The sequence below is a fragment of the Mesorhizobium sp. WSM4904 genome (genome assembly GCF_029674545.1).
Lineage (GTDB): Bacteria > Pseudomonadota > Alphaproteobacteria > Rhizobiales > Rhizobiaceae > Mesorhizobium.
This window is the reverse complement of the sequence record NZ_CP121354.1, coordinates 2186436-2207262: the sequence shown is the minus strand read 5'-3', so window position 1 is coordinate 2207262 and position 20827 is coordinate 2186436. Positions and strand designations below refer to the sequence as shown.

The 20827-nt window shown below is 64.5% G+C and carries 21 protein-coding genes and 1 pseudogene; 11 read left to right on the top strand and 11 right to left on the bottom strand.

Annotation, left to right across the window (positions count from 1 at the left end; translation table 11 throughout):
- Nucleotides 1–14 precede the first annotated feature (14 nt).
- The 5 genes from raiA to lptC all read right to left on the bottom strand — a co-directional run bounded on the left by raiA (nucleotide 15) and on the right by lptC (nucleotide 4864).
- Nucleotides 15–599: a ribosome-associated translation inhibitor RaiA gene (raiA, locus tag QAZ47_RS10500; protein WP_278206692.1), complete on the bottom strand. Its 585-nt coding sequence runs from the start codon at nucleotides 597–599 to the stop codon at nucleotides 15–17.
- 313 nt (nucleotides 600–912) lie between these two features.
- On the bottom strand, nucleotides 913–2442 hold the full coding sequence (gene rpoN / locus QAZ47_RS10495) for an RNA polymerase factor sigma-54 (RefSeq protein ID WP_278206691.1): 1530 nt from the start codon (nucleotides 2440–2442) through the stop codon (nucleotides 913–915).
- Nucleotides 2443–2752: 310 nt separating this feature from the next.
- Nucleotides 2753–3571, bottom strand: a complete 819-nt coding sequence (lptB, locus tag QAZ47_RS10490; RefSeq protein ID WP_278206690.1) for an LPS export ABC transporter ATP-binding protein — start codon at nucleotides 3569–3571, stop codon at nucleotides 2753–2755.
- The gene (locus tag QAZ47_RS10485) at nucleotides 3571–4164 is read right to left on the bottom strand and encodes an LptA/OstA family protein (protein ID WP_278206689.1); all 594 of its coding nucleotides are present in this window, start codon (nucleotides 4162–4164) and stop codon (nucleotides 3571–3573) included. The genes lptB and QAZ47_RS10485 overlap by 1 nt, the downstream gene beginning before the upstream one ends.
- Complete coding sequence (gene lptC, locus QAZ47_RS10480) at nucleotides 4151–4864, bottom strand: LPS export ABC transporter periplasmic protein LptC (RefSeq protein WP_278206688.1); 714 nt, start codon at nucleotides 4862–4864, stop codon at nucleotides 4151–4153. The genes QAZ47_RS10485 and lptC overlap by 14 nt, the downstream gene beginning before the upstream one ends.
- A gap of 294 nt (nucleotides 4865–5158) precedes the next feature.
- On the opposite strand from lptC, the gene sppA reads away from it, so the two are divergent.
- From sppA to QAZ47_RS10460, 4 genes are all read left to right on the top strand, one after another.
- Complete coding sequence (gene sppA, locus QAZ47_RS10475; protein ID WP_278206687.1) at nucleotides 5159–6112, top strand: signal peptide peptidase SppA; 954 nt, start codon at nucleotides 5159–5161, stop codon at nucleotides 6110–6112.
- 78 nt (nucleotides 6113–6190) lie between these two features.
- The gene (locus QAZ47_RS10470) at nucleotides 6191–6475 is read left to right on the top strand and encodes an integration host factor subunit beta (RefSeq protein WP_027165368.1); all 285 of its coding nucleotides are present in this window, start codon (nucleotides 6191–6193) and stop codon (nucleotides 6473–6475) included.
- Nucleotides 6476–6590: 115 nt separating this feature from the next.
- The gene (locus tag QAZ47_RS10465; protein ID WP_278206686.1) at nucleotides 6591–6923 is read left to right on the top strand and encodes a DUF1049 domain-containing protein; all 333 of its coding nucleotides are present in this window, start codon (nucleotides 6591–6593) and stop codon (nucleotides 6921–6923) included.
- Nucleotides 6924–6948: 25 nt separating this feature from the next.
- Complete coding sequence (locus QAZ47_RS10460; RefSeq protein ID WP_278206684.1) at nucleotides 6949–7920, top strand: ornithine cyclodeaminase family protein; 972 nt, start codon at nucleotides 6949–6951, stop codon at nucleotides 7918–7920.
- A 72-nt stretch (nucleotides 7921–7992) separates the two neighbouring features.
- On the opposite strand, the gene QAZ47_RS10455 is transcribed toward QAZ47_RS10460, so the two are convergent.
- The gene (locus QAZ47_RS10455; protein WP_278206682.1) at nucleotides 7993–8361 is read right to left on the bottom strand and encodes a VOC family protein; all 369 of its coding nucleotides are present in this window, start codon (nucleotides 8359–8361) and stop codon (nucleotides 7993–7995) included.
- Between the two features lie 69 nt (nucleotides 8362–8430).
- On the bottom strand, nucleotides 8431–9141 hold the full coding sequence (locus QAZ47_RS10450) for a YafY family protein (protein WP_278206680.1): 711 nt from the start codon (nucleotides 9139–9141) through the stop codon (nucleotides 8431–8433).
- Nucleotides 9142–9264: 123 nt separating this feature from the next.
- Here QAZ47_RS10450 and QAZ47_RS10445 point away from each other — a divergent pair, with 123 nt between their 5' ends.
- The 6 genes from QAZ47_RS10445 (at nucleotide 9265) to QAZ47_RS10420 (ending at nucleotide 16267) form a co-directional block, all read left to right on the top strand.
- Nucleotides 9265–10311, top strand: coding sequence for a class I SAM-dependent rRNA methyltransferase (locus QAZ47_RS10445; RefSeq protein ID WP_278206678.1), 1047 nt, complete (start codon nucleotides 9265–9267; stop codon nucleotides 10309–10311).
- 1 nt (nucleotide 10312) lies between these two features.
- Nucleotides 10313–11173 (top strand): RNA methyltransferase, encoded by an 861-nt coding sequence (locus QAZ47_RS10440; RefSeq protein ID WP_278233187.1) that lies wholly within the window; start codon nucleotides 10313–10315, stop codon nucleotides 11171–11173.
- A 10-nt stretch (nucleotides 11174–11183) separates the two neighbouring features.
- Nucleotides 11184–11672, top strand: a complete 489-nt coding sequence (gene lspA / locus QAZ47_RS10435) for a signal peptidase II (protein ID WP_278233186.1) — start codon at nucleotides 11184–11186, stop codon at nucleotides 11670–11672.
- Between the two features lie 111 nt (nucleotides 11673–11783).
- On the top strand, nucleotides 11784–12773 hold the full coding sequence (locus QAZ47_RS10430; protein ID WP_278233185.1) for an MDR family oxidoreductase: 990 nt from the start codon (nucleotides 11784–11786) through the stop codon (nucleotides 12771–12773).
- Between the two features lie 140 nt (nucleotides 12774–12913).
- Nucleotides 12914–15193 carry a PAS domain-containing sensor histidine kinase gene (locus tag QAZ47_RS10425; protein WP_278233184.1) on the top strand — a complete coding sequence of 760 codons (2280 nt, stop codon included), beginning with the start codon at nucleotides 12914–12916 and terminating at the stop codon, nucleotides 15191–15193.
- A gap of 186 nt (nucleotides 15194–15379) precedes the next feature.
- On the top strand, nucleotides 15380–16267 hold the full coding sequence (locus tag QAZ47_RS10420; RefSeq protein ID WP_278233183.1) for a GNAT family N-acetyltransferase: 888 nt from the start codon (nucleotides 15380–15382) through the stop codon (nucleotides 16265–16267).
- A 108-nt stretch (nucleotides 16268–16375) separates the two neighbouring features.
- Here the strand turns inward: QAZ47_RS10420 and QAZ47_RS10415 are convergent.
- Both QAZ47_RS10415 and grpE read right to left on the bottom strand, forming a co-directional pair.
- Nucleotides 16376–17007: pseudogene (locus tag QAZ47_RS10415) on the bottom strand (trimeric intracellular cation channel family protein).
- A 121-nt stretch (nucleotides 17008–17128) separates the two neighbouring features.
- On the bottom strand, nucleotides 17129–17776 hold the full coding sequence (gene grpE, locus QAZ47_RS10410; RefSeq protein WP_278233182.1) for a nucleotide exchange factor GrpE: 648 nt from the start codon (nucleotides 17774–17776) through the stop codon (nucleotides 17129–17131).
- Nucleotides 17777–17994: 218 nt separating this feature from the next.
- Between grpE and QAZ47_RS10405 the strand changes: the two genes are divergently transcribed.
- The gene (locus QAZ47_RS10405) at nucleotides 17995–18195 is read left to right on the top strand and encodes a hypothetical protein (protein ID WP_278233181.1); all 201 of its coding nucleotides are present in this window, start codon (nucleotides 17995–17997) and stop codon (nucleotides 18193–18195) included.
- Nucleotides 18196–18330: 135 nt separating this feature from the next.
- Here the strand turns inward: QAZ47_RS10405 and QAZ47_RS10400 are convergent, their stop codons facing one another.
- Together QAZ47_RS10400 and QAZ47_RS10395 are read right to left on the bottom strand one after the other, a co-directional pair.
- On the bottom strand, nucleotides 18331–18951 hold the full coding sequence (locus tag QAZ47_RS10400; protein ID WP_278206669.1) for a DJ-1/PfpI family protein: 621 nt from the start codon (nucleotides 18949–18951) through the stop codon (nucleotides 18331–18333).
- Between the two features lie 194 nt (nucleotides 18952–19145).
- A complete protein-coding gene (locus QAZ47_RS10395; RefSeq protein WP_278233180.1) occupies nucleotides 19146–20753 on the bottom strand; it encodes a GMC family oxidoreductase N-terminal domain-containing protein in 1608 nt (535 codons plus the stop codon).
- Nucleotides 20754–20827: the final 74 nt, after the last annotated feature.

The following is a 20827-nucleotide window of genomic DNA, read 5'->3' as shown; positions in this document are numbered from 1 at the left end:
GCGGCCGGCTTTCTTTATCCCTGCGCGACTTTGGTCGTCGACGGATCGATCCAGCCGATGTTTCCATCCGGCCGGCGGTAGACGATATTGACATGGTCGTTTCCGGCGTTGCGGAAAACGAAAACCGGACTGTCCTTGGTGTCGAGCTCGATGACCGCCGACGCCACAGACATGGTGCGAAGCGTCACGGTCGATTCGGCGACGATGGCCGGGGCAAAATTCTCCGGGAATTCTTCGTCATCGTCGGCGAGTGGCTCCATCACGGTGTAGGCGATGTCGGTGGCTTCGCCATTGCCGTTGCCGGAACTGTGCGACTTCAGTCGGCGCTTGTAGCGCCGCAGCCGCGTTTCGAGGCGATCGGCGGCCGTCTCGAAGGCAAGCGTGGGATCCTGGGCGTCGCCGGTCGCCTGCAGGGAGGCACCGGAATCGAGACGGATCATGCAATCGGCCGAGAAACGCGACCCCGCCTTGATGACCGTTACATGTCCTGAAAAACCCCGATCGAAATACTTTTCGATGGCTTCGTTGACACGATCGTTGATGCGCGTACGGAACGCATCGCCGATGTCCATGTGTTTTCCCGAAATGCGCAGATTCATCTGAAAACTGACCTTCCTTGCTCAGGCTTCAAACTGTCCCGAGTTTATACCCGTGGTGCGCGCGCACAAGCTTTGCGGCGGCACGCGCGCCGATTTTAGACCCGAACTTTCCGGTTGATCACAAGTCGCCTTCTTGGCCGTCCGAGGCCTTGCTTTGACGGACCCATTCGCGAGCGGGCATCACGGCCCGGCTCATGCGGGCGGGCTTCTAGACACTTCATTGCAGCTTGTCAATGAAGCACGAAAACTGTGGAAATCCGCCATTCCTCAAGCCTGCACCAAAATAGGTCAGGCCGGTTGAACATCAACTGACCTAGCGTCCGGCGTTGGCCAGCGCCCGTTTCTCCCTGCGGCGCTGCACCGATGAAGGGATGTTCATGCCCTCCCGGTACTTGGCGACGGTGCGGCGGGCGATGTCGACGCCGCTTTCCCTCAACATGTCGACGATGGCGTCGTCGGAAAGCACGTCGGCGGGCTTTTCCTCGTCGATCAGTTGCTTGATGCGGTCGCGCACGGCTTCCGAGGAATGGGCTTCGCCGCCTTCCGCGGAGGCGATCGAAGCGGTGAAGAAATAGCGCAATTCGAAGACGCCGCGCGGCGTCAGCATGTATTTGTTGGCGGTGACGCGGCTCACGGTCGATTCATGCATGCCGATGGCGTCGGCCACAGTGCGCAGGTTGAGCGGCTTGAGATGCCGCACGCCATGGACGAGGAATGCATCCTGCTGGCGCACGATTTCCGAGGCCACTTTCAGGATGGTTTTCGCCCTCTGGTCGAGGCTGCGCGTCAGCCAGTTGGCGTTCTGCAGGCATTCGGCCAAAAAGTCCTTCTCCGCCTGGTCCTTGGCATGGCTGGAGACACGGGCAAAGTAGACATTGTCGACCAGAACGCGCGGCAGCGTGTCGGGATTGAGCTCCACGGCCCAGCTGCCGTCGGCGGCCGCCCGTACCTCGACATCGGCGACGATGGCATCGCTCGCCCCGCCCGAAAAAGCCGTGCCGGGCCGCGGATCGAGCGCCCGGATCTCGGCCAGCATGTCGAGAAGATCTTCCTCGTCGACGCCGCAGATGCGCTTCAGCGTCTGGAAATCTCGCCGCGCGAGCAGCTCGAGATTGTCGACCAGCGCCTTCATCGCCGGATCGAGCCGGTCGCGTATGGCAAGCTGCAGCGACAGGCACTCGGCGAGATCGCGGGCAAACAGGCCGGCCGGCTCAAAGGTCTGGCAGACCTCCAGCACGTGCGCCACGGCCGCATTGTCCGCGCCCAGCCGCGCGGCGATTTCTTCCGGGTCGGCACGCAGATAGCCGGCCTCGTCGAGGCTGTCGGCGAGCTCGCCTGCGATCAGGCGTTCGGCAGGGTTGGGGAAGGCCATAGCGATCTGTTCGCCGACATGTTCGCGCAGCGTCACAATGGTCGCGGCCATCTCGCCGACATCGAAGCCTTCCGACGATGCGCCGGCGGCGCTGCCTGCGGACGCCGACTTCCATTGCGCCGTCAGGTCCGGCCCCAGCCTCTCGCTCGTGCCGGGATCGTCGGGAAACAGGTTTTCCAGCGAAGCGTCGAGCTTTTCCGAGATCGCCTCGGCGCTCCATTCCGTCTCGCCTTCGAACCAATCGCCCCCGGCCGCCGGTTCCGGCGCGGTCTCGTCCTTCTGCGGCTGGTCGCCGCCGGTCTCATCCTGCGGCTCGGCCCGCTCCAGCAGCGGATTGCGCTCGATTTCCTCGTCGATGAAGCGTTCGAGCTCGACATGGGTGAGCTGCAGCAGCCGGATCGACTGCATCAGCTGGGGCGTCATCACCAGCGACTGGGACTGTCTGAGCTGCAGTTTGGCCGCCAGCGCCATGGTGGGATTCAAACGCCTCGTCTACGCATCGAACTGAAGGTTTTTCGGTCGGGCATAGAAACTGGCCCGGCTTTTGCTTGTCAAGGAAAACGCTAGCAGGAAGGGCTTACCGGAGCGTTATCCGGGGCGGAATTGGCAGGAAACCGGAAAAAATCAGCGAGAAATTGCGGCAGAACCGGAATTTCGCGCCTAGAGCGTGACCCCGAACCGAAGGACCGCGTCAGCGAAAAGTGGAATCCGGTTTTCGGAAAAGATCACGCTTAAACCAAGAGATGGAGCCCATTCCGATTTGTCGGGATGGCACCAGGCTCTAAAGCGTGAACCCCTCGCCGAGATAGAGACGCCGCACATCGGCGTTGGCGACGATCTCGTCGGCGCGGCCATGCGTCAGCACCTGGCCGGCATGGATGATGTAGGCGCGGTCGATCAGGCCGAGCGTCTCGCGCACATTGTGGTCGGTGATCAGCACGCCGATGCCGCGCGCGGTGAGATGGCGGACGAGCTGCTGGATGTCGGCGACCGCGATCGGATCGATGCCGGCGAACGGTTCGTCAAGCAGCATGTAGGCCGGCCGCGTCGCCAGCGCCCGCGCGATCTCGAGACGCCGCCTTTCACCGCCTGACAGCGACATCGACGGCGCCTTGCGCAGATGGCTGATATGGAATTCCTCGAGCAGCTCGTCGAGCGTGCGCTCGCGTTCCTTGCGGCTCTTTTCCACCACCTCCAGAACGGCGCGAATGTTCTGCTCGACGTTGAGGCCGCGGAAGATCGACGCTTCCTGGGGTAGATAGCCGATGCCGAGGCGGGCGCGGCGGTACATCGGCATCGAGGTGACGTCGAAGCCGTCGATCTCGATCGTGCCTTCGTCGACCGGCACGAGACCGGTGACCATGTAGAAACAGGTGGTCTTGCCGGCGCCGTTGGGGCCGAGCAGGCCGACGGCCTCTCCGGCGCGCACGCCAAGCGTCACGCCGCTCACCACCTTGCGGCCCTTGTAGCTTTTGGTCAGGCCCTTGGCGATCAGGGTGCCCTTGAACTTCGCCTTGTCGGCGCCGACCGTTGCCGGCGCGGACGGTTTTGCGGCCGCCCGTCCCGGAAGGCGGGCCAGCAGCGACGATACGCCGGCCATTAGTTGTTCGACGCTCCCTGCTGCTGCTCTCCTTGCTTCTGGGGTTTGAACGACATGATGACGCGAGGACAACCTTCGACATTGCCGAGGCCGCTTTTCATCTGCACGGTGAGCTTGCAGCCCTTGAGCACGTTGTCGCCCTGCGACAGCACCACTTCCTTGCCTTTTAGCACCAGCACCTGCGTCTTCATGTCGAATGTACCGGTGTCGCCGGTGGCGATCTGGTCGTTCGATTTGATATAGACTTTGTTCTCGACCACGAGGTGGTCGATGTTGGCGGCACCGGTCATCGCCGACGCGCCGGCCGCCGCGCCTTTGGGGGCGTTGGCATCCTTGACGTAGTAGACCGTCATCTTGCCGGACTTGAGCAGGGTCGGGCCCTGATTGACCGTCACATTGCCGCTGAAGACGGCCATGCTGTCAGCTTGACGAACCTCGAGCTTATCGCTTTCGATCTGGATCGGCTGGTCGCCCGACAATTTCAGCCCGGGGATCTGACTGCTCGCGCTTGACTGCGCAAGCGAATTCGCCGTTCCCAGCAACAGCAGTGCGGAGGCTGCGCCCAGAAGCCACGCGGATTTACTGCGACGCATTCTCTTCTCCACTCTTAACCCCCGCCGCCTTCAGAGCGGCCGGATCGATGTTGACGCGCACACGGTTCTCGAAGACCACGACCTTGCCGTTCTCTTCCACCGACATCGAGTCGGCAGTGATGCGCGACCCGCCGCGGCTGACATCGACCGGATTGCTCGTCTTCATAGAGCCTTTGCCCATGTCTAGGAAGACCGATTTGAACTTGGCCACCATGCCGTCGGTGGTGGTCACCGAGACATCGCTGGTCAGGTCCATCGTGTTGGCGCCGCGATTGTAGATGCCATGCGCGGCATCGACGGCCACGACGTTGTCGCTGGCGACGGGCAATTTGGCGTTGATGCCGTCGAGGTCGATGATGTCCTGCTTGCCGACATCCTGTGTCGCCCGGGTCGCCGTCAGCGAATAAGGCAGTTTCTGCTTGGTGAAGCCGTTGAGCTTGGGATTGGCCATCACCAGCTTGCCGTCCGAAAAGGCGGTGCCATCGGCCTGCACCGAGACCGAAACCGGCGCGGCGAGATAGGAATAGACCGGAAAAGCGACCGCTATTGCCGCCGCGAGCAGCGGCACCGCGAACTTCAGCACGCGCACGCGGCGCGAATGCCGCTGCGCGCGGTCGAACGCGTCGCCGCGCGTGCCGCTTTCGCCAGCGGCAGCCGACACCATTTCGGCATCGCTCGTTTCGTCAGATCGCGCCAACATGACTGTTTTCTAATGAGCCCTTGCCCCGCCAAACACCGCTTATAGGTGGTATGCCGGCCCCCGCAAGCAAGCACAAGCGGAGGAAAACTGCAAAAATGTGACGGCTACTACCGCACGACTAGGACGAATTCGGCTGAACTGCCAGCCTTTCATAGCAGATAGGGCCTGGCTGCGTTAATTTTTCGTGAGGTCGCCGTCAACGTCTATTGCCGGGATCGCGACCGGCAGGAAACGGTAGCCGCGCGTGGGCGCTTGCTTTAAAAGCGTCTTTTCCCACCGATTGTGAGGCTGACAATGGCAATGAGAGCCGACGACCTGATCGACCGCCGCCGCTTGCGCCGCAAGCTGACGTTCTGGCGCGTGGCCGCGTTTGTGGTTCTGGCGGCGGCGCTGATCGCCTTTTCGGCATGGGTCTATGACGAGGATTTTGCCGGCCAGGCGATCGATCACATCGCCAAGGTCAAGATCGAAGGCACCATCACCGAGGACGAGGAGCTGATCAAAAGGCTGGAGACGATCCGCAAATCGCCGACCGTGAAAGGCGTCATCCTGTCGATCGATTCGCCCGGAGGCACCACGGTCGGCGGCGAGTCGATCTATGAGGAAGTGCGCAAGCTTGCCGCCGACAAGCCGGTCGTGGCCGAGGTCGGCACGCTGGCGGCATCGGCCGGCTACATGATCGCAAGCGCTGCCGACCACATCGTTGCCCGTCAGACCTCGATCGTGGGCTCGATCGGCGTGCTGATCCAGTATCCCGATGTCAGCGGCCTGATGGACAAGCTCGGCATCAAGCTCGAGGAAGTGAAATCCTCGCCGCTCAAGGCTTCGCCCTCGCCTTTCAAGCCGACCAATGACGACGAGCGCGCCATGGTGCGCAAGCTCATCCTCGACAGCTATGACTGGTTCGTCGGCATCGTCGCCGAGCGGCGCAAAATGACGCATGAGCAGGCGCTGGCGCTGGCCGACGGTTCGATCTTCACCGGCCGCCAGGCCCTCGGCAATCACCTTGTCGACGCGGTTGGCGGCGAGACCGAGGCGATCGGCTGGCTGGCGACCAAGGGCGTCGACAGCAAGCTCAAGGTCGTCGAATGGAAGAACACAGAGGGGCGCGGCTACCTGTTTTCGAGGAGCATGACCAAAGCCGTCGCCAGCGCGCTCGGCCTGCCGGACGCCGGCGCCGATGTCATTCACGAGCTTGGCGCCGACCGCTTGTTTCTTGACGGTCTCGTTTCAGTCTGGCACCCTTGACAAGCCGTTGGGACGAGCCAAAAAAGCAATAAAATCATCCTGATAATTTGACCGCAGTGGTTTACGGGGAACGTTCTCATGATCAAATCCGAACTTGTGCAGATCATTGCTGCACGCAACCCGCATCTTTTCCTGCGCGACGTCGAAAACATCGTCGGCGCCATCTTTGACGAGATCACCGACGCGCTTGCCGAAGGCAACAGGGTCGAGCTGCGCGGTTTCGGTGCCTTTTCGGTGAAAAACCGCCCTGCCCGCACCGGCCGCAACCCGCGCACCGGCGAATCCGTCGAGGTCGAGGAGAAGTGGGTGCCGTTCTTCAAGACCGGCAAGGAGTTGCGCGAAAGGCTGAACGGCGGCAAATAGGCGCCGCGCCGGCGGGTCGAAACGACGTCTGGGCGCTCAAGCATGCCTCCCGGAAGTGGAGACCGGTTTCGGGATAAGGACATGCGCGCTTCAACCGCCTCACCATGGAGATCTGATGTTCAATCGCTTCGTGCTCGTCGTGGTCTTCGTGCCGCTGGCCATCATCCTGATTGCGCTTGCCGTCGCCAACCGCGGGCCGGTCGCCTTCACGCTCGACCCGTTCCATCCCGGTAATCCGGCGCTGACGCTGAACTTGCCGCTTTTCATCTTCCTGTTCCTGGCTCTAGCCGTCGGCATGGTCGTCGGCAGCATGGCGACCTGGGTGAAGCAGGGCCGCTACCGTAAGCTGGCGCGCCAGCGTGGCCTGGAGGCCGAGAGCCTGCGCCAGACGGTGAGCCGCGCGCCTGAGGCACCGAAAGGACCGGCGCTGTCCAAGCCGACGAACTGAACAGCGTGCCGTTACGGAGCCTTCAATGCTGACCATTTCGGCCGCCGAGGTCGATCAGGCGCTCACCTTTCCCGGGCTGGTCGAGACGCTGCGCACCGCCTTCCGCGACGGCGCCGTGCAACCGGTGCGCCACCATCATGCGGTCGAGCGGCCGGACGGCGCCGCCTCGACGCTGCTGCTGATGCCGGCCTGGACCGATTTCAACGCCGCCGGCACCTCGGCGGGCGGCCACATCGGCGTCAAGATCGTCACCGTGTCGCCGGACAACAACGCCATCGGCAAGCCGGCGGTGATGGGCCTCTATCTGCTGCTCGACGGCGTGACCGGCGAGCCGGAAGCGCTGATCGACGGCCAGCGGCTGACGCAATGGCGCACCGCCTGTGCCTCGGCGCTCGCCGCGTCCTATCTCGCCCGCGAGGACGCCTCGCGGCTGCTGGTGATCGGCGCCGGCGCGCTATCAACCTTCCTCGCCAAGGCGCATTCGGCGGTGAGACCTATCCAATCGATCCGCATCTGGAACCGCACGCCGGCCAATGCCGAAAAAGTGGCGAGCGCACTCCGCGCCGAGGGCCTTCCGGCGAGCGCGGCCGGCGATCTCGGAGCCGAGCTTGGCGAGGCGGACATCGTCTCGTCGGCGACTATCTCGACCACGCCGCTGATCAAGGGCGCGCTGCTGAAGCCGGGCGCCCATGTCGACCTGGTCGGCGGCTTCACGCCGCAGATGCGCGAGAGCGACGACGACGCGATTTCCCGCGCCCGCGTCTATGTCGACACCCGCGCCGGCGCCACCAAGGAGGCCGGCGACATCGTCCAGCCATTGGCTTCCGGCGTGCTGAAGCCCGAGGCGATCGTCGCCGACCTGCATGAGCTCGCGCGTGGCGAAAAACAGGGCCGGCAGAGCGACGCCGAAATCACGCTGTTCAAGTCGGTCGGCGCCGCGCTCGAGGACCTCGCCGCCGGCATCGCCGTCTACAAGGCGCTCAGTGCAAGGCAATAGGGGAATAGGGGAATAGGGCAATAAGGCAGTATGTGAACTGCCGGGGACGACGCACCCTACTGCCCTACTGCCCTACTCACTCGGCCAATAGACACGCAGCCGATGACCATCCGGATCGAGCGCGACGAAGGTGCGGCCGAAATCCATGTCGGTCGGTGCCTGCAGGATTTTCAAGCCGCGCCCTGCCCAGCCGGAATGTGTGGTGTCGACCGCAGCCGCGTTGTCGACAGCAAGCACCAGCTCGCCGCCTCCGCCCGCCGCGGCTGCCGCCGGTTCGACGGTGTGTCGCGACCAAAGGCCGAGCTTGAAGCCTTTGTCGAGCACGAACATGACAAAGGTGGGCGAGGACTCGACCGGCTCGCGCCCGAGCAGCGATGCGTAGAACGCACCGCTCCGTTCCGGGCTGTCGACATAGAGGATGACGAAATTGGGCGTGGTCATGTCTGTCTCCAAGATGTTTGAACCTTAGTGACCCTAGACGACACCGCTGTCAGATTCTGGCAGCAGCTATCAACCGGCGGAGTCTCCCGGCGCGTTCCGGCCCGGTTTGTCGAGCGTCGTCCGCCATTCCTTGAGCATTGCCTGGCGACGGCGCGGATAACGGATATCGGTGACGGCGAGGCGAGACATGCGGTCGGTGCGGAAATGCCGGAAATCCTGGCGCATCTCGCACCACGCCACCATAACCCGCACCTTGTCGAAGAAACCGAGCGCGAACGGCCAGACCACGCGCTCCGACGCGGCGCCTCCGGCATCGCGGTAGAGGAAGCCGAGCTTGCGCTCGTTGCGGATCGCCTGCCGAACCACGCCGAGGTCGATCGCCTCGACACCCGCCGAACCCGGCCCGACCAGCAGCGTCGTGGCATCGAGATCCTCGCGCAGATCGTCCGGCAGCACTGCCGCGATCTTCGACAGCGCGTTCGCCGCGGCCTCGGCCAGCCGCGTGTCCGGCTGTTTTGCCACCCAGCGCGAGCCAAGCACGATCGCCTCGATCTCCTCGTCTGTGAACATCAGCGGCGGCAGCATGAAGCCGGGCTTCAGCACATAGCCCAGTCCCGCCTCGCCTTCGATCGGCGCGCCCTGCCCCTGTAGCGTCGCGATGTCTCGGTAAAGCGTGCGGATCGACACGCCCATCTCGCCGGCAAGCGCGCGGCCGCTGACCGGCCGGCGGTGGCGGCGCAGGATCTGGATCAGGTCGAGCAGGCGTTCGGAGCGGGACATGATCGGAGATTTGCCTGTTTCAACCGCGAGGTCCATTGCATTGCGACTGAACGGCGCCCGACCATCTTGTTGCGAAGGCGGAGGCCCTATGCCAAAAGCGGCCTGCCGTTCCGGAGATTTTTCTTGAAGTCCTTTCGCGACCGAAACCGCGACAACCGCCCGCGCCAGCCAGCAAAACCCGGCCCCGGCCAGCTGCCGCGCGGAATTGGCGCCTCGCCCGCCAATCGCCAGGACCAGAAACCAGCGCCGCGCTCTCTTGCGCGCCGCGAGGGTCCGCTGCCCGCCGAGCGTCTGCCGCTGATCCTCGAGATCGCGCCCAATGCCGACTACGCGCTGCTGGACAGCGGCGCCGGGGAAAAACTGGAGCAGTACGGCCCCTACCGCATCGTGCGTCCGGAGGGCCAGGCGATCTGGCAGCGAGCGCTTCCCGCGAAGGAATGGGAGCGCGCCGACGCCATCTTCACCGGCGACACCGACGAAGAAGGCATCGGCCGCTGGCGTTTTCCAAAAACGCCGCTCGGCGAAACCTGGCCGATGAAGCATGACGGCATCGACTATCTCGGCCGCTTCACCTCGTTTCGCCATGTCGGCGTCTTTCCCGAGCAGGCCTCGCACTGGGACCACATGGCCGGGCTGATCGCGGCGGCCAGGCGTCCGGTCAAAGTGCTGAACCTGTTCGGCTATACCGGGCTTGCCTCGCTGGTGGCGGCGCGCGCCGGCGCCGAGGTCACCCATGTCGACGCCTCGAAGAAGGCGATCGGCTGGGCGCGCGAGAACCAGGAGATGGCCAGCCTCTCCGACAAGCCGATCCGCTGGATCGTCGAGGATGCGGTGAAATTCGCCGAGCGCGAGGAGCGCCGCGGCAGCCGCTACGACATCGTCCTGTTCGACCCGCCCGCCTATGGCCGCGGTCCAAAAGGCGAGGTCTGGCAATTGTTCGAGGACTTGCCGGGCCTCGCCGACCTCTGCCGCTCGATCCTGACGCCGAAGCCGCTGGCGGTGGTTCTAACCGCCTATTCGATCCGGGCTTCCTTCTTCGCCATCCACGCGCTGATGCGCGATACCTTCGCCGGCATGGGGGGCATGGTCGAATCCGGTGAGCTGATCATCCGCGAGAAATCGGCCGGCCGCGCGCTGTCGACCTCGCTGTTCTCGCGCTGGGTGGCTTGAAATGGTCGCTTACGACGGACACCGGCCGGTCGGCCAGGTCAAGGAAGTCACCAGCCTCGCCAATCCGCTGGTCAAGGACATCAAGGCGCTGGCGCTGAAGAAATTCCGCGACCAGCAGAACGCCTTCATGGCCGAAGGGCTGAAGCTTGTCATCGACGCGCTCGATCTCGGCTGGTCGATCAGGACACTGGTGTTCGCCAAGGCCGGGCGCGGCAACGCGGCGATAGAAAAAGTCGCGGCGCGCACGGTCGCCGCCGGCGGCACCGTGCTCGAGGTCTCGGAAAAGGTGCTGGCCGCGATCACCCGCCGCGAAAACCCGCAGATGGTCGTCGGCGTCTTCGCGCAGCAGACGCTGCCGCTAAAAGGTATCCGCGCCACGGACGGCGATGTCTGGGTTGCGCTGGACCGCGTGCGCGACCCCGGCAATCTCGGCACCGTCATCCGCACCGTCGATGCAGTCGGCGCCAAGGGCATCATCCTGGTCGGCGACACCACCGATCCGTTCTCGCTGGAGACGGTGCGCGCCACCATGGGCTCGATCTTCGCCGTGCCGGTCGCCAAGGCGACGGAGCAGGCCTTCCTCGCCTGGCGGCGCGACTTTCCGGGCCTCGTCGCCGGAACGCATCTCAAGGGCGCGGTCGACTACCGATCGGTCGACTTCTCCCGGGGCCCGGTGCTGCTCTTGATGGGCAACGAGCAACAGGGGCTGCCCGACAGCCTTGCCGAAAGCTGCGACCGGCTGCTCAGGATCCCGCAGGCCGGCCGCGCCGATTCGCTCAATCTGGCGGTTGCCACAGGCGTGATGCTGTTCGAGATCCGGCGCGGCGCGTTGAAGCTCGACCCCGCCACCGACACGCGATGAGGACTGCCAAGTGAAATCATGGTCCCCTTACGCCCTTCTGGTCGTTGTCGCCATCGCGTTCGATCAGTGGATCAAGCAGTTGGCCGAGAACGGTCTCGCCTTCCAGGAAAAGGTCGATCTCCTGCCGTTCCTGGCGCTGTTCCGCACCTACAACACCGGCATCGCCTTCTCGATGTTCTCCTCCTTCGGCGACACCGGCCTGGTGGTCATCGCCGCGCTCGTCGTCGCCTTCGTGCTCTATCTGGCCGTGCGCACGCCGGCCGGCCACGTCATCGCCCGGATCGGCTTTGCCCTGATCGTCGGCGGCGCGCTCGGCAATCTTATCGATCGCGCCGTCTACGGCCACGTCATCGACTACATCCTGTTCCACACGCCGGTCTGGTCCTTCGCGGTGTTCAATCTCGCCGACGCCTTCATTTCCGTGGGCGCGGCACTAGTTGTCTTCGACGAGCTGATCGGCTGGCGGCGGGAAACCAAACCTCAGGACCCAAGCAATTGACCTCGAGCTGCCATCGCCCCAAAGTCGGCCCCTAGGCAATTCCAAGGAAAACGTGCAGCGGTTTTCCAACCGCAGCCGCATGAATAAATCGCCAGAACCGAGGAGACAAAAGTGTCCGATACCTTCAAAGCCATCCTCGTTTCGCGCGATGCCGAGAAGAAGCAATCGGTCGAGGTCGTCGAACTTACCGAAGCCGAGCTGATGGAAGGCGATGTCACCGTCGCCGTCGAGGCGACGACGGTGAATTACAAGGATGGACTGGCCATCACCGGCAAGGCGCCGGTTGTGCGCCGCTGGCCGCTGGTGCCCGGCATCGATTTCGCCGGTACCGTCATCTCCTCTTCCCATGCCGACTGGCGCAAGGGCGACAAGGTCATCCTCAACGGCTGGGGCGTCGGCGAGACGCATTACGGCGCCTATGCCGGGCGCGCTCGCGTCAATGGCGACTGGCTGGTGCCGCTTCCCGAAGGCATGAGCCCGCATGATGCTATGGCCATCGGCACCGCCGGCTACACGGCGATGCTCGCCGTCATGGCGCTGGAGCGGCACGGCATCGTTCCGGATCGTGGGCCGGTGGTGGTGACGGGCGCCGCCGGCGGCGTCGGCTCGGTCGCCATCTCGATCCTCTCCACCCTCGGCTACCATGTCATCGCCTCCACCGGGCGCAATGCCGAAAGCCCCTATCTGATCGACCTCGGCGCCGCCGAGGTGATCTCGCGTGAGGAACTCAGCCAGCCGGCCAAGCCGCTTGCCAAGGAACGCTGGGCCGGTGGGATCGACTCCGTCGGCACCCACACGCTGGCCAACGTGCTGTCGATGACGTCCTATGGCGGCGCGATCGCAGCTTGCGGCCTGGCCGGCGGCATGGACCTGCCCACGAGCGTCGCGCCCTTCATCCTGCGCGGGGTCTCGCTGCTCGGTATCGATTCCGTCATGGCGCCGAAACCGGTCCGCCTCGAGGCGTGGCGCCGCATTGGCACCGATCTCGACTTGAAGAAGCTGTCGACCTTGTCGCGGTCGATCGGCTTCGACGGCATCATCGGCGCCGCGCGCGACATCGTCGACGGCAAGATCAGGGGCCGTGTGGTCGTGGATATGTAATGCAATTCCAGGAAGTGTCCGGCGGTTTTCCGTCCGGAATTGCCTAAAACAAGGCAAAACCCGCGGGAATCCGCGCTGAAACCTAAAATTCGAACGATCCGCCGCAATCTTCCATAATCTCCGTCTGGCAAGGTTTCCGCATGTTCGCGGACTCCGACATCAGGAAGGGCAGCAAGGCCGCAGGCGATGACGTGCTGGACCTCGGCGCGCCGAAGCGGCAGCTGCTTGCCGCGCCGCCGCTGGTCCCGACATTGCCGGCAGACAACCGTGAAGGCCTGCCGTTCCTGACGATCGTCGCCATCGCCGTGTTGGCCGGGCTGGCGCATCTCACCGGCGCACCGGCCTTCATCACCATCGGCCTCCTGGCGACGGGCCTCGGCGGCCTCGCCATGCATCTGCGCAACCGGCGCACCGAGCGTCGCGCCGCAGCACTTCTCGATGAGACCGCCGCCCGCAGCCGCGCCGAGATCGAGACGCTCGCCGACCGCATGTGGGAGATGCAGGAGAGCGAGGAGCGTTTTCGCGGCCTGATCGATGCGCTCGGCGATCTCGTCGTCCATCGCAATCGCGACGGTCACATCGTTTACGCCAACAAGGTATTCGCCTCGCTCGTCGGCACCGACCAGCGCGACCTCGCCGGCAAGACGCTTTCCGAGCTCGGCATAGACGTCGGCATCGTGCCCGACGCCGCCTTCTCGGACCATGAATGCCTGAGCTCCACCGATGTCGCCATCCGTACGCCGAACGGGCCGCGCTGGTTCTCCTGGATCGAGCTCTCGGTGCGCGACAAGGATACGGGCGCGGTGTCGCACCGGGCGATCGCCCGCGACATCACCGCCCGCAAGCGCGCTGAATCCTCGCTGATCACCGCCCGCGAGCGGGCCGAATATGCAAGCCAGGCCAAGTCGCGCTTCCTCGCCACGGTGAGCCACGAGATCCGCACGCCGATGAATGGCATCATGGGAATGGCGAAGCTGCTTGCCGACACCGACCTCTCGCCCGAGCAGCGCACCTATGTCGGCGCCGTCTCCACATCGGCGAGCGCGCTGCTGGCCCTGATCGAGGACCTGCTCGACTATTCCAAGATCGAGGCCGGCCGCTTCGACCCCGAGCCGCAGCCGACCTCGCTGCGCGAGATCGCCGACAACATCATCGAGCTCCTGGCGGCGAAGGCCTTCTCCAAGAACATCGGGCTCGGCTGCTATGTCGAGCCCGACGTGCCGCAGATGATCACCGCCGACCCGGGCCGGGTGCGCCAGGTGCTGCTCAACCTCATCGGCAACGCCGTCAAGTTCACCGATGCCGGCGGCGTGCTGCTCACCGTCGCGCGGGCCCGCACCGAGACCACCGATCGCATCTGCTTCACCATCGCCGACACGGGTCCCGGTCTGCGCGAACAGGACATGGAGCGCATCTTCGAGGAATTCGAACAATCCGACGGCACCTCGACCAGGGTGCATGGCGGCGCGGGTCTCGGCCTTGCCATCTCGAAGCGCCTGGTGATCGCCATGGGCGGCACGATCTCGGTTTCGAGCCGGCTCGGCGAAGGATCCGAATTCGTCTTCGACATCCCGGCCACCGCGGCAACCGAGCCGCCGCCGCATCGCCAGAACATCCTCTCGGACCGGCGCGCGGTGATCGTGTCGAAGAACGCGGTCGAGGCCGATGCCATCGCCCGCGCCATCCGCGCTCACGGCGGCGCCGTCGAGATCGCAGCGACGCCCAGTCAGGCCGCCCAATACGCGGCCGGCTGCAACGGGCTTCTGATCGATGCCGCGCTTGAAAACAGCGACGGTCGTCTGCTCAAGCGCCTGCGCGAGAGCGGCTTTGACGATTGCGAGGCAATCACCCTGATCGCTCCGACCGATCGCGGCATGCTTGGCGAATTCCGCGCCAACGGCTACGCGACGTTTCTCGCCCGGCCGGTGCGCGGCGAAACCCTGCTGCGTGTGCTGTTGACCAGCCATGTGTCGGCACCTGCCGAGCCGCGGCCGGAACCACGCGGCGCCGCGTCCGTTCGCCGCCGCGACCAGGGTCTGTCCGTGCTGATCGCCGAGGACAATGACATCAACGCCATGCTTGCCCGCGCCACGCTGCTGAAAGCCGGGCACCGCGTCAAGATCGTCGGCAACGGCAAGGCCGCGGTCGAAGCCGTCACCGACGCAGGCCTCAAGCATCGCTTCGACGTGGTCCTGATGGACCTGCACATGCCGGTGATGGACGGGCTGGATGCGATCGCCGCCATCCGCCGGCATGAGGAGGCACTTGCCGTGCCGCCGGTCCCTATCATGGTTCTTTCCGCCGACAGCCAGGAAAAGACGCGCCATACCGTTCTGGCCCACGGCGCCAGCGGCTTCGTCACCAAGCCGCTCGACCCCGATGCGCTCGTCCAGGCCGTCGAGGGTCAGGCTGCTGCGTAACGATTTTTTTAGACTTTCTCGAACGCCTTGGATTGCTTGGCTTTGACGGCATTAAGATAGCCGGTTGAGGGTATTGCCCAGCCGACGAAGTATTGCCGGGCTCGCCGTATCACGGTACTGTCACAATCCTGTTGCACCTACACCGTATCCCCGTGCCAAGAGGGATGGCTCGAAGGAGAATCACTCGTGCATACAGTCATGCCTGAATGTGACACTCGGCCGAACGCCAGCGGCGCCTTGCTCGCCGCGCGTACTGTCGATGCTGTCGCAAGCGGCGCACCGCTGGGCCGGATCGGCAGCCTTGAAGTGCGGCTCGCCCGCAACGAGGCCGAGATCGCCGCCGCCCAGGAAGTGCGCTACCGGGTATTTTATGACGAGCTTGGCGCGAGAAAGGATCTGTTCCAGGCGCAGGACCGGCGCGATGCCGACCGTTTCGACCCGCTCTGCGACCATCTCCTGGTTTTCGACACCGCGCTTCCCGGTCCCGAGCATCGCCGCATCGTCGGCACCTACCGCCTGCTGCGGCAGGAGATAGCCACGGCCGCGGGCGGCTTCTATTCCGAAGGCGAGTTCGAACTGACCAAGCTGGTGGCGCGCCATCCGGGCCAGCGCTTCCTCGAGCTCGGCCGCTCCTGCGTGCTGCCGGAATACCGTTCCAAGCGGACCATCGAGGCGCTCTGGCAAGGCATCTGGGCCTATATCAACCACTACGGCATCGGCGTGATGACCGGTTGCGCGTCCTTCCATGGCATAGTGCCGGCGGCGCATGCCGAGGCGCTCACCTATCTCGCCCACCACTGCCGCACCGATCAGGCCTGGGACGTCCGGGCGGTGGCCGGCCGCTACTGCTCGATGGACCTGATGCCGATCGAGGCTGTCAACGCCAAGGCCGCGATCGCCGCCATGCCGCCGCTGGTCAAAGGTTACCTGCGCGTCGGCGCCCGCATCGGCGACGGCTGCGTCATCGACCACGAGTTTTCGACGGTCGACGTTTTCGTCGTCATGCCGGTCAAGGAAATCGGCGCCCGCTACGTCAACTACTATGGCGGTGAAGGCCAGCGCTTCGCGGCATAGCGAATAGCGAATAGCGAATAGCGAATAGCGAATAGCGAATAGAAGAAAAGTGGCGGGATCTGTTCCGTTCAACCCCTATTCGCTACTTCCTATTCGCTACTCGCTCCTTCACGGAATATCTTCCGGCCTCCGGCCGGGCCGGCTTTGTACGCAGGAAACGACCAGCCGAATTTGAGCGCCCCGCCGCGCACCAGGAAGGCGGCCGCGAAGCCGAGCAGGCTGGATGGCAAGGCCGGCATGCCGACAAGGTCGCAAAGCGTGAAGAGCGCCGCACCGGCAAGCGCCGCCGTGACATAGATCTCAGGCCTGAGCAGCACGGAAGGCTCGCCGGCAAGCAGGTCGCGCAATATGCCGCCGAAGGTCGCGGTGAGCACCCCGGTGATGACGGACACGACCGCCGAGCCGGTGATCGCAAGGCCCTTTGCGGCCCCCATAACCGCGAAGGCGGCAAGCCCGATCGCATCGAGCCAGAGCAGCAGTCTGTAGCGGGATTCGACGCGATGGGCGCTGAAGAAGACGAGCACCGCCACCACGGCGCAGATCAGCACATAGCCACCATTGGCGACCCAGAACACCGGCAGGTTGAGGATGACGTCGCGCAGCGTCCCGCCGCCGATGCCGGTGACGCTCGCCAGGAACAGGAAACCGATGATGTCGAGCTCCTTTCGCGACGCGGCAAGCGCGCCCGTCGCCGCGAAGACCGCGACGCCGGCATAGTCGAGCAGCTCGATGGGATTCATGAGGGTAAGGGAGTAGGGCAGTAAGGGAGTAGGTGAGTAGGGACTATAAATAGCATAAGCCGCATCAAATGTACGGCCGCCATTCCTACTCCCTTACTGCCCTACTCCCTTACTCCTCTAATCACGCATCCTTCTCGGCCTGCTCGTTCACCGGGCCCGGCTCGACCTTCGCCTCGGCGGCCGCCTTCGGACCGCCCTTGGCGACGCCGACCATCGCCGGCCGCAGCACGCGCTCGCCGATCGAATAGCCGGGCTGCACCACCTGGACGACGGTGCCGGCCGCAACGTCGGCATTGGGCACCTCGAACATCGCCTGATGGAAGTTCGGGTCGAACTTCTCGCCTTCCGGCGCAAGCTTCTTCACACCATGCCGCTCGAGCGCTGCCAGCATGGCGCGCTCGGTGAGGTCGACGCCCTCGATAAGCGCCTTGAAGCCGGCGTCGCCGCCGGCCTTTGCCTCGGCCGGGATGGCTTCGAGCGCGCGGCGCAGATTGTCCGACACCGACAGCATGTCGCGCGCGAAATTGGCGACCGCGTAAGTGCGCGCGTCATGCACGTCGCGCGCGGTGCGCCGCCGCAGATTCTCCATTTCGGCCGCGGCGCGCAGCGCGCGGTCCTTCAGTTCCTCGTTTTCCTTCAGCAGCCGCACAAGCGCCTCATAGTCGCCGTCGACGCCGCCTTCCGCACGTTCGCCGGAAGCCTTGGCGCCGGAAGTCTGGTTGGCTTCGATTTCCTCGGGCGCGCGTTCGTCTTTTGCCTGGTCGCTCATCGCCGTTTCCCGTCATTCGGATTGGTTTGGATTTGCGCCCGATATCGAGGTTTAAGGGCCAAAAATCAAGGGGCAAGCACCGGCTGCGGCCCTCCTCGGGCCGTTCGAAATTAATTCAAACTTTACCGTACCGGGCGTCTTCGCTTGCCCTCGGGGGCAGGTACGGGAACCATTGCCGGGCTGGAGGAGTTTCGAAGCCGACACAGGATTTTGGGACCATGAAGGGCAACAACGGCGACAGGCGCGCCAAGCTCGCCAACGACATCAGGCGGCAAGTCGGCACGGAAGCGACGAAGCGCTTACTGCGCACGCTGCCGGTATTTCGCCTGGAAAAAGAAGTGCCGAAGCGGCTTACGGACCTGCTCGACCGCTTGGACGGGGCGGAGGCGGATAAGGCGGGCGGCGCGCGGCGTCACTAGGGCAGGAAAACGGTCTTCCGTCCGGAATTGCGTCAAAACAAAGGGCTAGAGCGGTTCGCCGTTTCCGTGAAACGGTGAAACGCTCCAGCCGCATGCCGCCCTTCGTGAAGTTCCACGGCGTAGGGCGCCGAAGGGCTACGCTGCCTGGCGCTCGTCGCGCATCAGCGCTTCGCCATGACGTATCTCGGTGCCGAGCACCTTCAGGCACTCCCGCATGAAGGCGGCAAGCCCCGGCCATCCCTTGCCCGACACGAGATTACCGTCGACATGTGCGCCGGTCGGCGGCACGTCGATATAGATGCCGCCGGCAAGGGTCACTTCCGGCTCACAGTACTGCAGCGCGGCGACTTCCTTGCCGCGCACCACGCCGTCGACCGCGATCAGGATCTGAACGCCGTGGCAGATGGTGAAGATCGGCTTGCCTGTCTCGTGGAAGTGCTTGACCAGCGCCTGCACGCGCTTGTCGATGCGGATATATTCCGGCCCGCGCCCACCCGCCGCGTAGACCGCATCGTAGTCCGCGGGATTCACCTCGGCGAAGGTCTTGTTGAGGATGTAGTCGTGGCCGAGCTTTTCGGTATAGGTCTGGTGGCCCTCGAAGTCGTGCAGCGAGGTCTTAAGCACGTCGCCGGCCTTCTTGTCCGGGCAGACGACATGGACGGTGTGGCCGACCGCATGCATGGCCTGTTCAAAGACGAAAATCTCGTATTCCTCGCTGAACTCGCCAACGAGCATCAATATCTTCTTGCCTGCCATGCCGTTTCCTCCTTTGCCGACTATTTATTTCGGACCGCGAAATAATAACCCTATCCTAAGGGCAATATGGCCGAAGGGGAAGTGCAAATCGCATAAGTGGTCTGACCAGATCGACTCGATCCCGATAGCAAGCCGGCAGGACCGGCTCAGCCGAGGCGGAATCAAGCAACCTGGTCCGACCAAGCACGCAAGGCTCAGGCTGCTGCCCGGATCATGTCCGCGGCCTTCTCGGCGATCATGATCGTCGGCGCATTGGTGTTGCCGCCGATCAAGGTCGGCATCACCGAGGCATCGACCACGCGCAGCCCCTCCAGCCCGCGAACCTTGAGCTTCGGGTCGACGACGGCCATATCGTCGATGCCCATCTTGCAGGTGCCGACTGGGTGGTAGATCGTGTCGGCGCGCGCCCTGATATGCGCCATCAGCTCGGCATCGCCGGAAGCGCCGGCGGTGTAGATTTCCTTGGCGCGATATTTCGCCAGCGCCGGCGCCTCCAATATGGCGCGCATCATCCGCACGCCTTTGAGCAGAAGGTCGGCGTCCCGCTCGTCCTCCAGGAAGCGCGGGTCGATGCGCGGTGGCGCCAGCGGGTCGGTGCTCGATAACCCTACCGCGCCGCGCGAATAGGGTCTCAGCACGCAGACATGGCAGGAAAAGCCGTAGCCCATATGCAGCTTGCGGCCGTGGTCGTCGACGATGGCGATGCAGAAATGCAATTGCAGATCGGGACGCTCGATCGCCGGATCGGATTTGAGGAAGGCGCCGGCTTCGGCATAGGGCGTGGCGATCATGCCGGTGCCATCCTTGCGCCAGCGCAGCATGTGCCTGATCAAGCCCGGCATGCCGCGCAGGCCGATGCCCATCAGGTCCGTCTCCCGCGATTTCCAGGCCAGGATGAAATCGAGATGGTCCTGCAGGTTGCGGCCGACGCCGGGCAGCTCGTGGACGAGCGGAATGCCGTGCGCCGCGAGCTCGACTGCCGGACCGATGCCGGAAAGCATAAGCAGTTGCGGCGAGCCGAACGCCCCGCCGCAAAGGATGACCTCGCGCTTGGCTTCCGCCACGGCTTCGTCCTTGCCGATGCGATAGCGAACGCCCCTGGCGCGCTTGCCGTCGAGCACCACGCCCGTCGCATGCGCGCCGGTGACGACGGTGAGATTGCGCCGGCCGGTCGCCGGATGCAGATAGGCGGCGGCCGCCGAGCAGCGTTCGCCATTGCGGCGCTCGCCCCAAAACTGCGTCACCTGATAGAGCCCTGCCCCTTCCTGGTCCGGACCGTTGAAGTCGTCGTTGCGCCTGATCTGGTTTTCACCGCAAGCATCGACAAAGGCCCTGGAAATAGGGCGCGGCTCCTGCTGCTCCGCCACCCTGAGCGGCCCATCGCCGCCATGCAGCGGATCGGAGCCACGTTGGTTGCCCTCGGCGCGCCGGAAATAAGGCAGCACCTCGTCCCACGACCAGCCGTCGCAGCCGAGGTCGGCCCATTCGTCATAGTCGCGGCGGTTGCCGCGCGTGTAGAGCATGGCGTTGATGGCGCTGCAGCCGCCCAGGGCCTTGCCGCGCGGCTGATAGCCCCTGCGGCCGTTGAGGCCTTCCTGCGGCACCGTCTGGAAGGCCCAGTTGTTGATCCTCGGCCGCCCCGGCAGCAGCGCGATGATGCCTGCCGGCGCGCGGATCAGCAGATCCTTGCCGTCGCCGCCCGCTTCGAGCAGGCAGACCGTCTTCGATGGATCCTCGGAAAGCCTTGCCGCAAGCGTGCAACCGGCGGACCCGCCGCCGGCGATCACATAGTCGTAACGCATCGTTCCCTCCCCGGCGGATATTTCCGTCCGTTCTTGGAGAAAAGACTTGCGCGAAGACCTTGTAAAGATGCCGT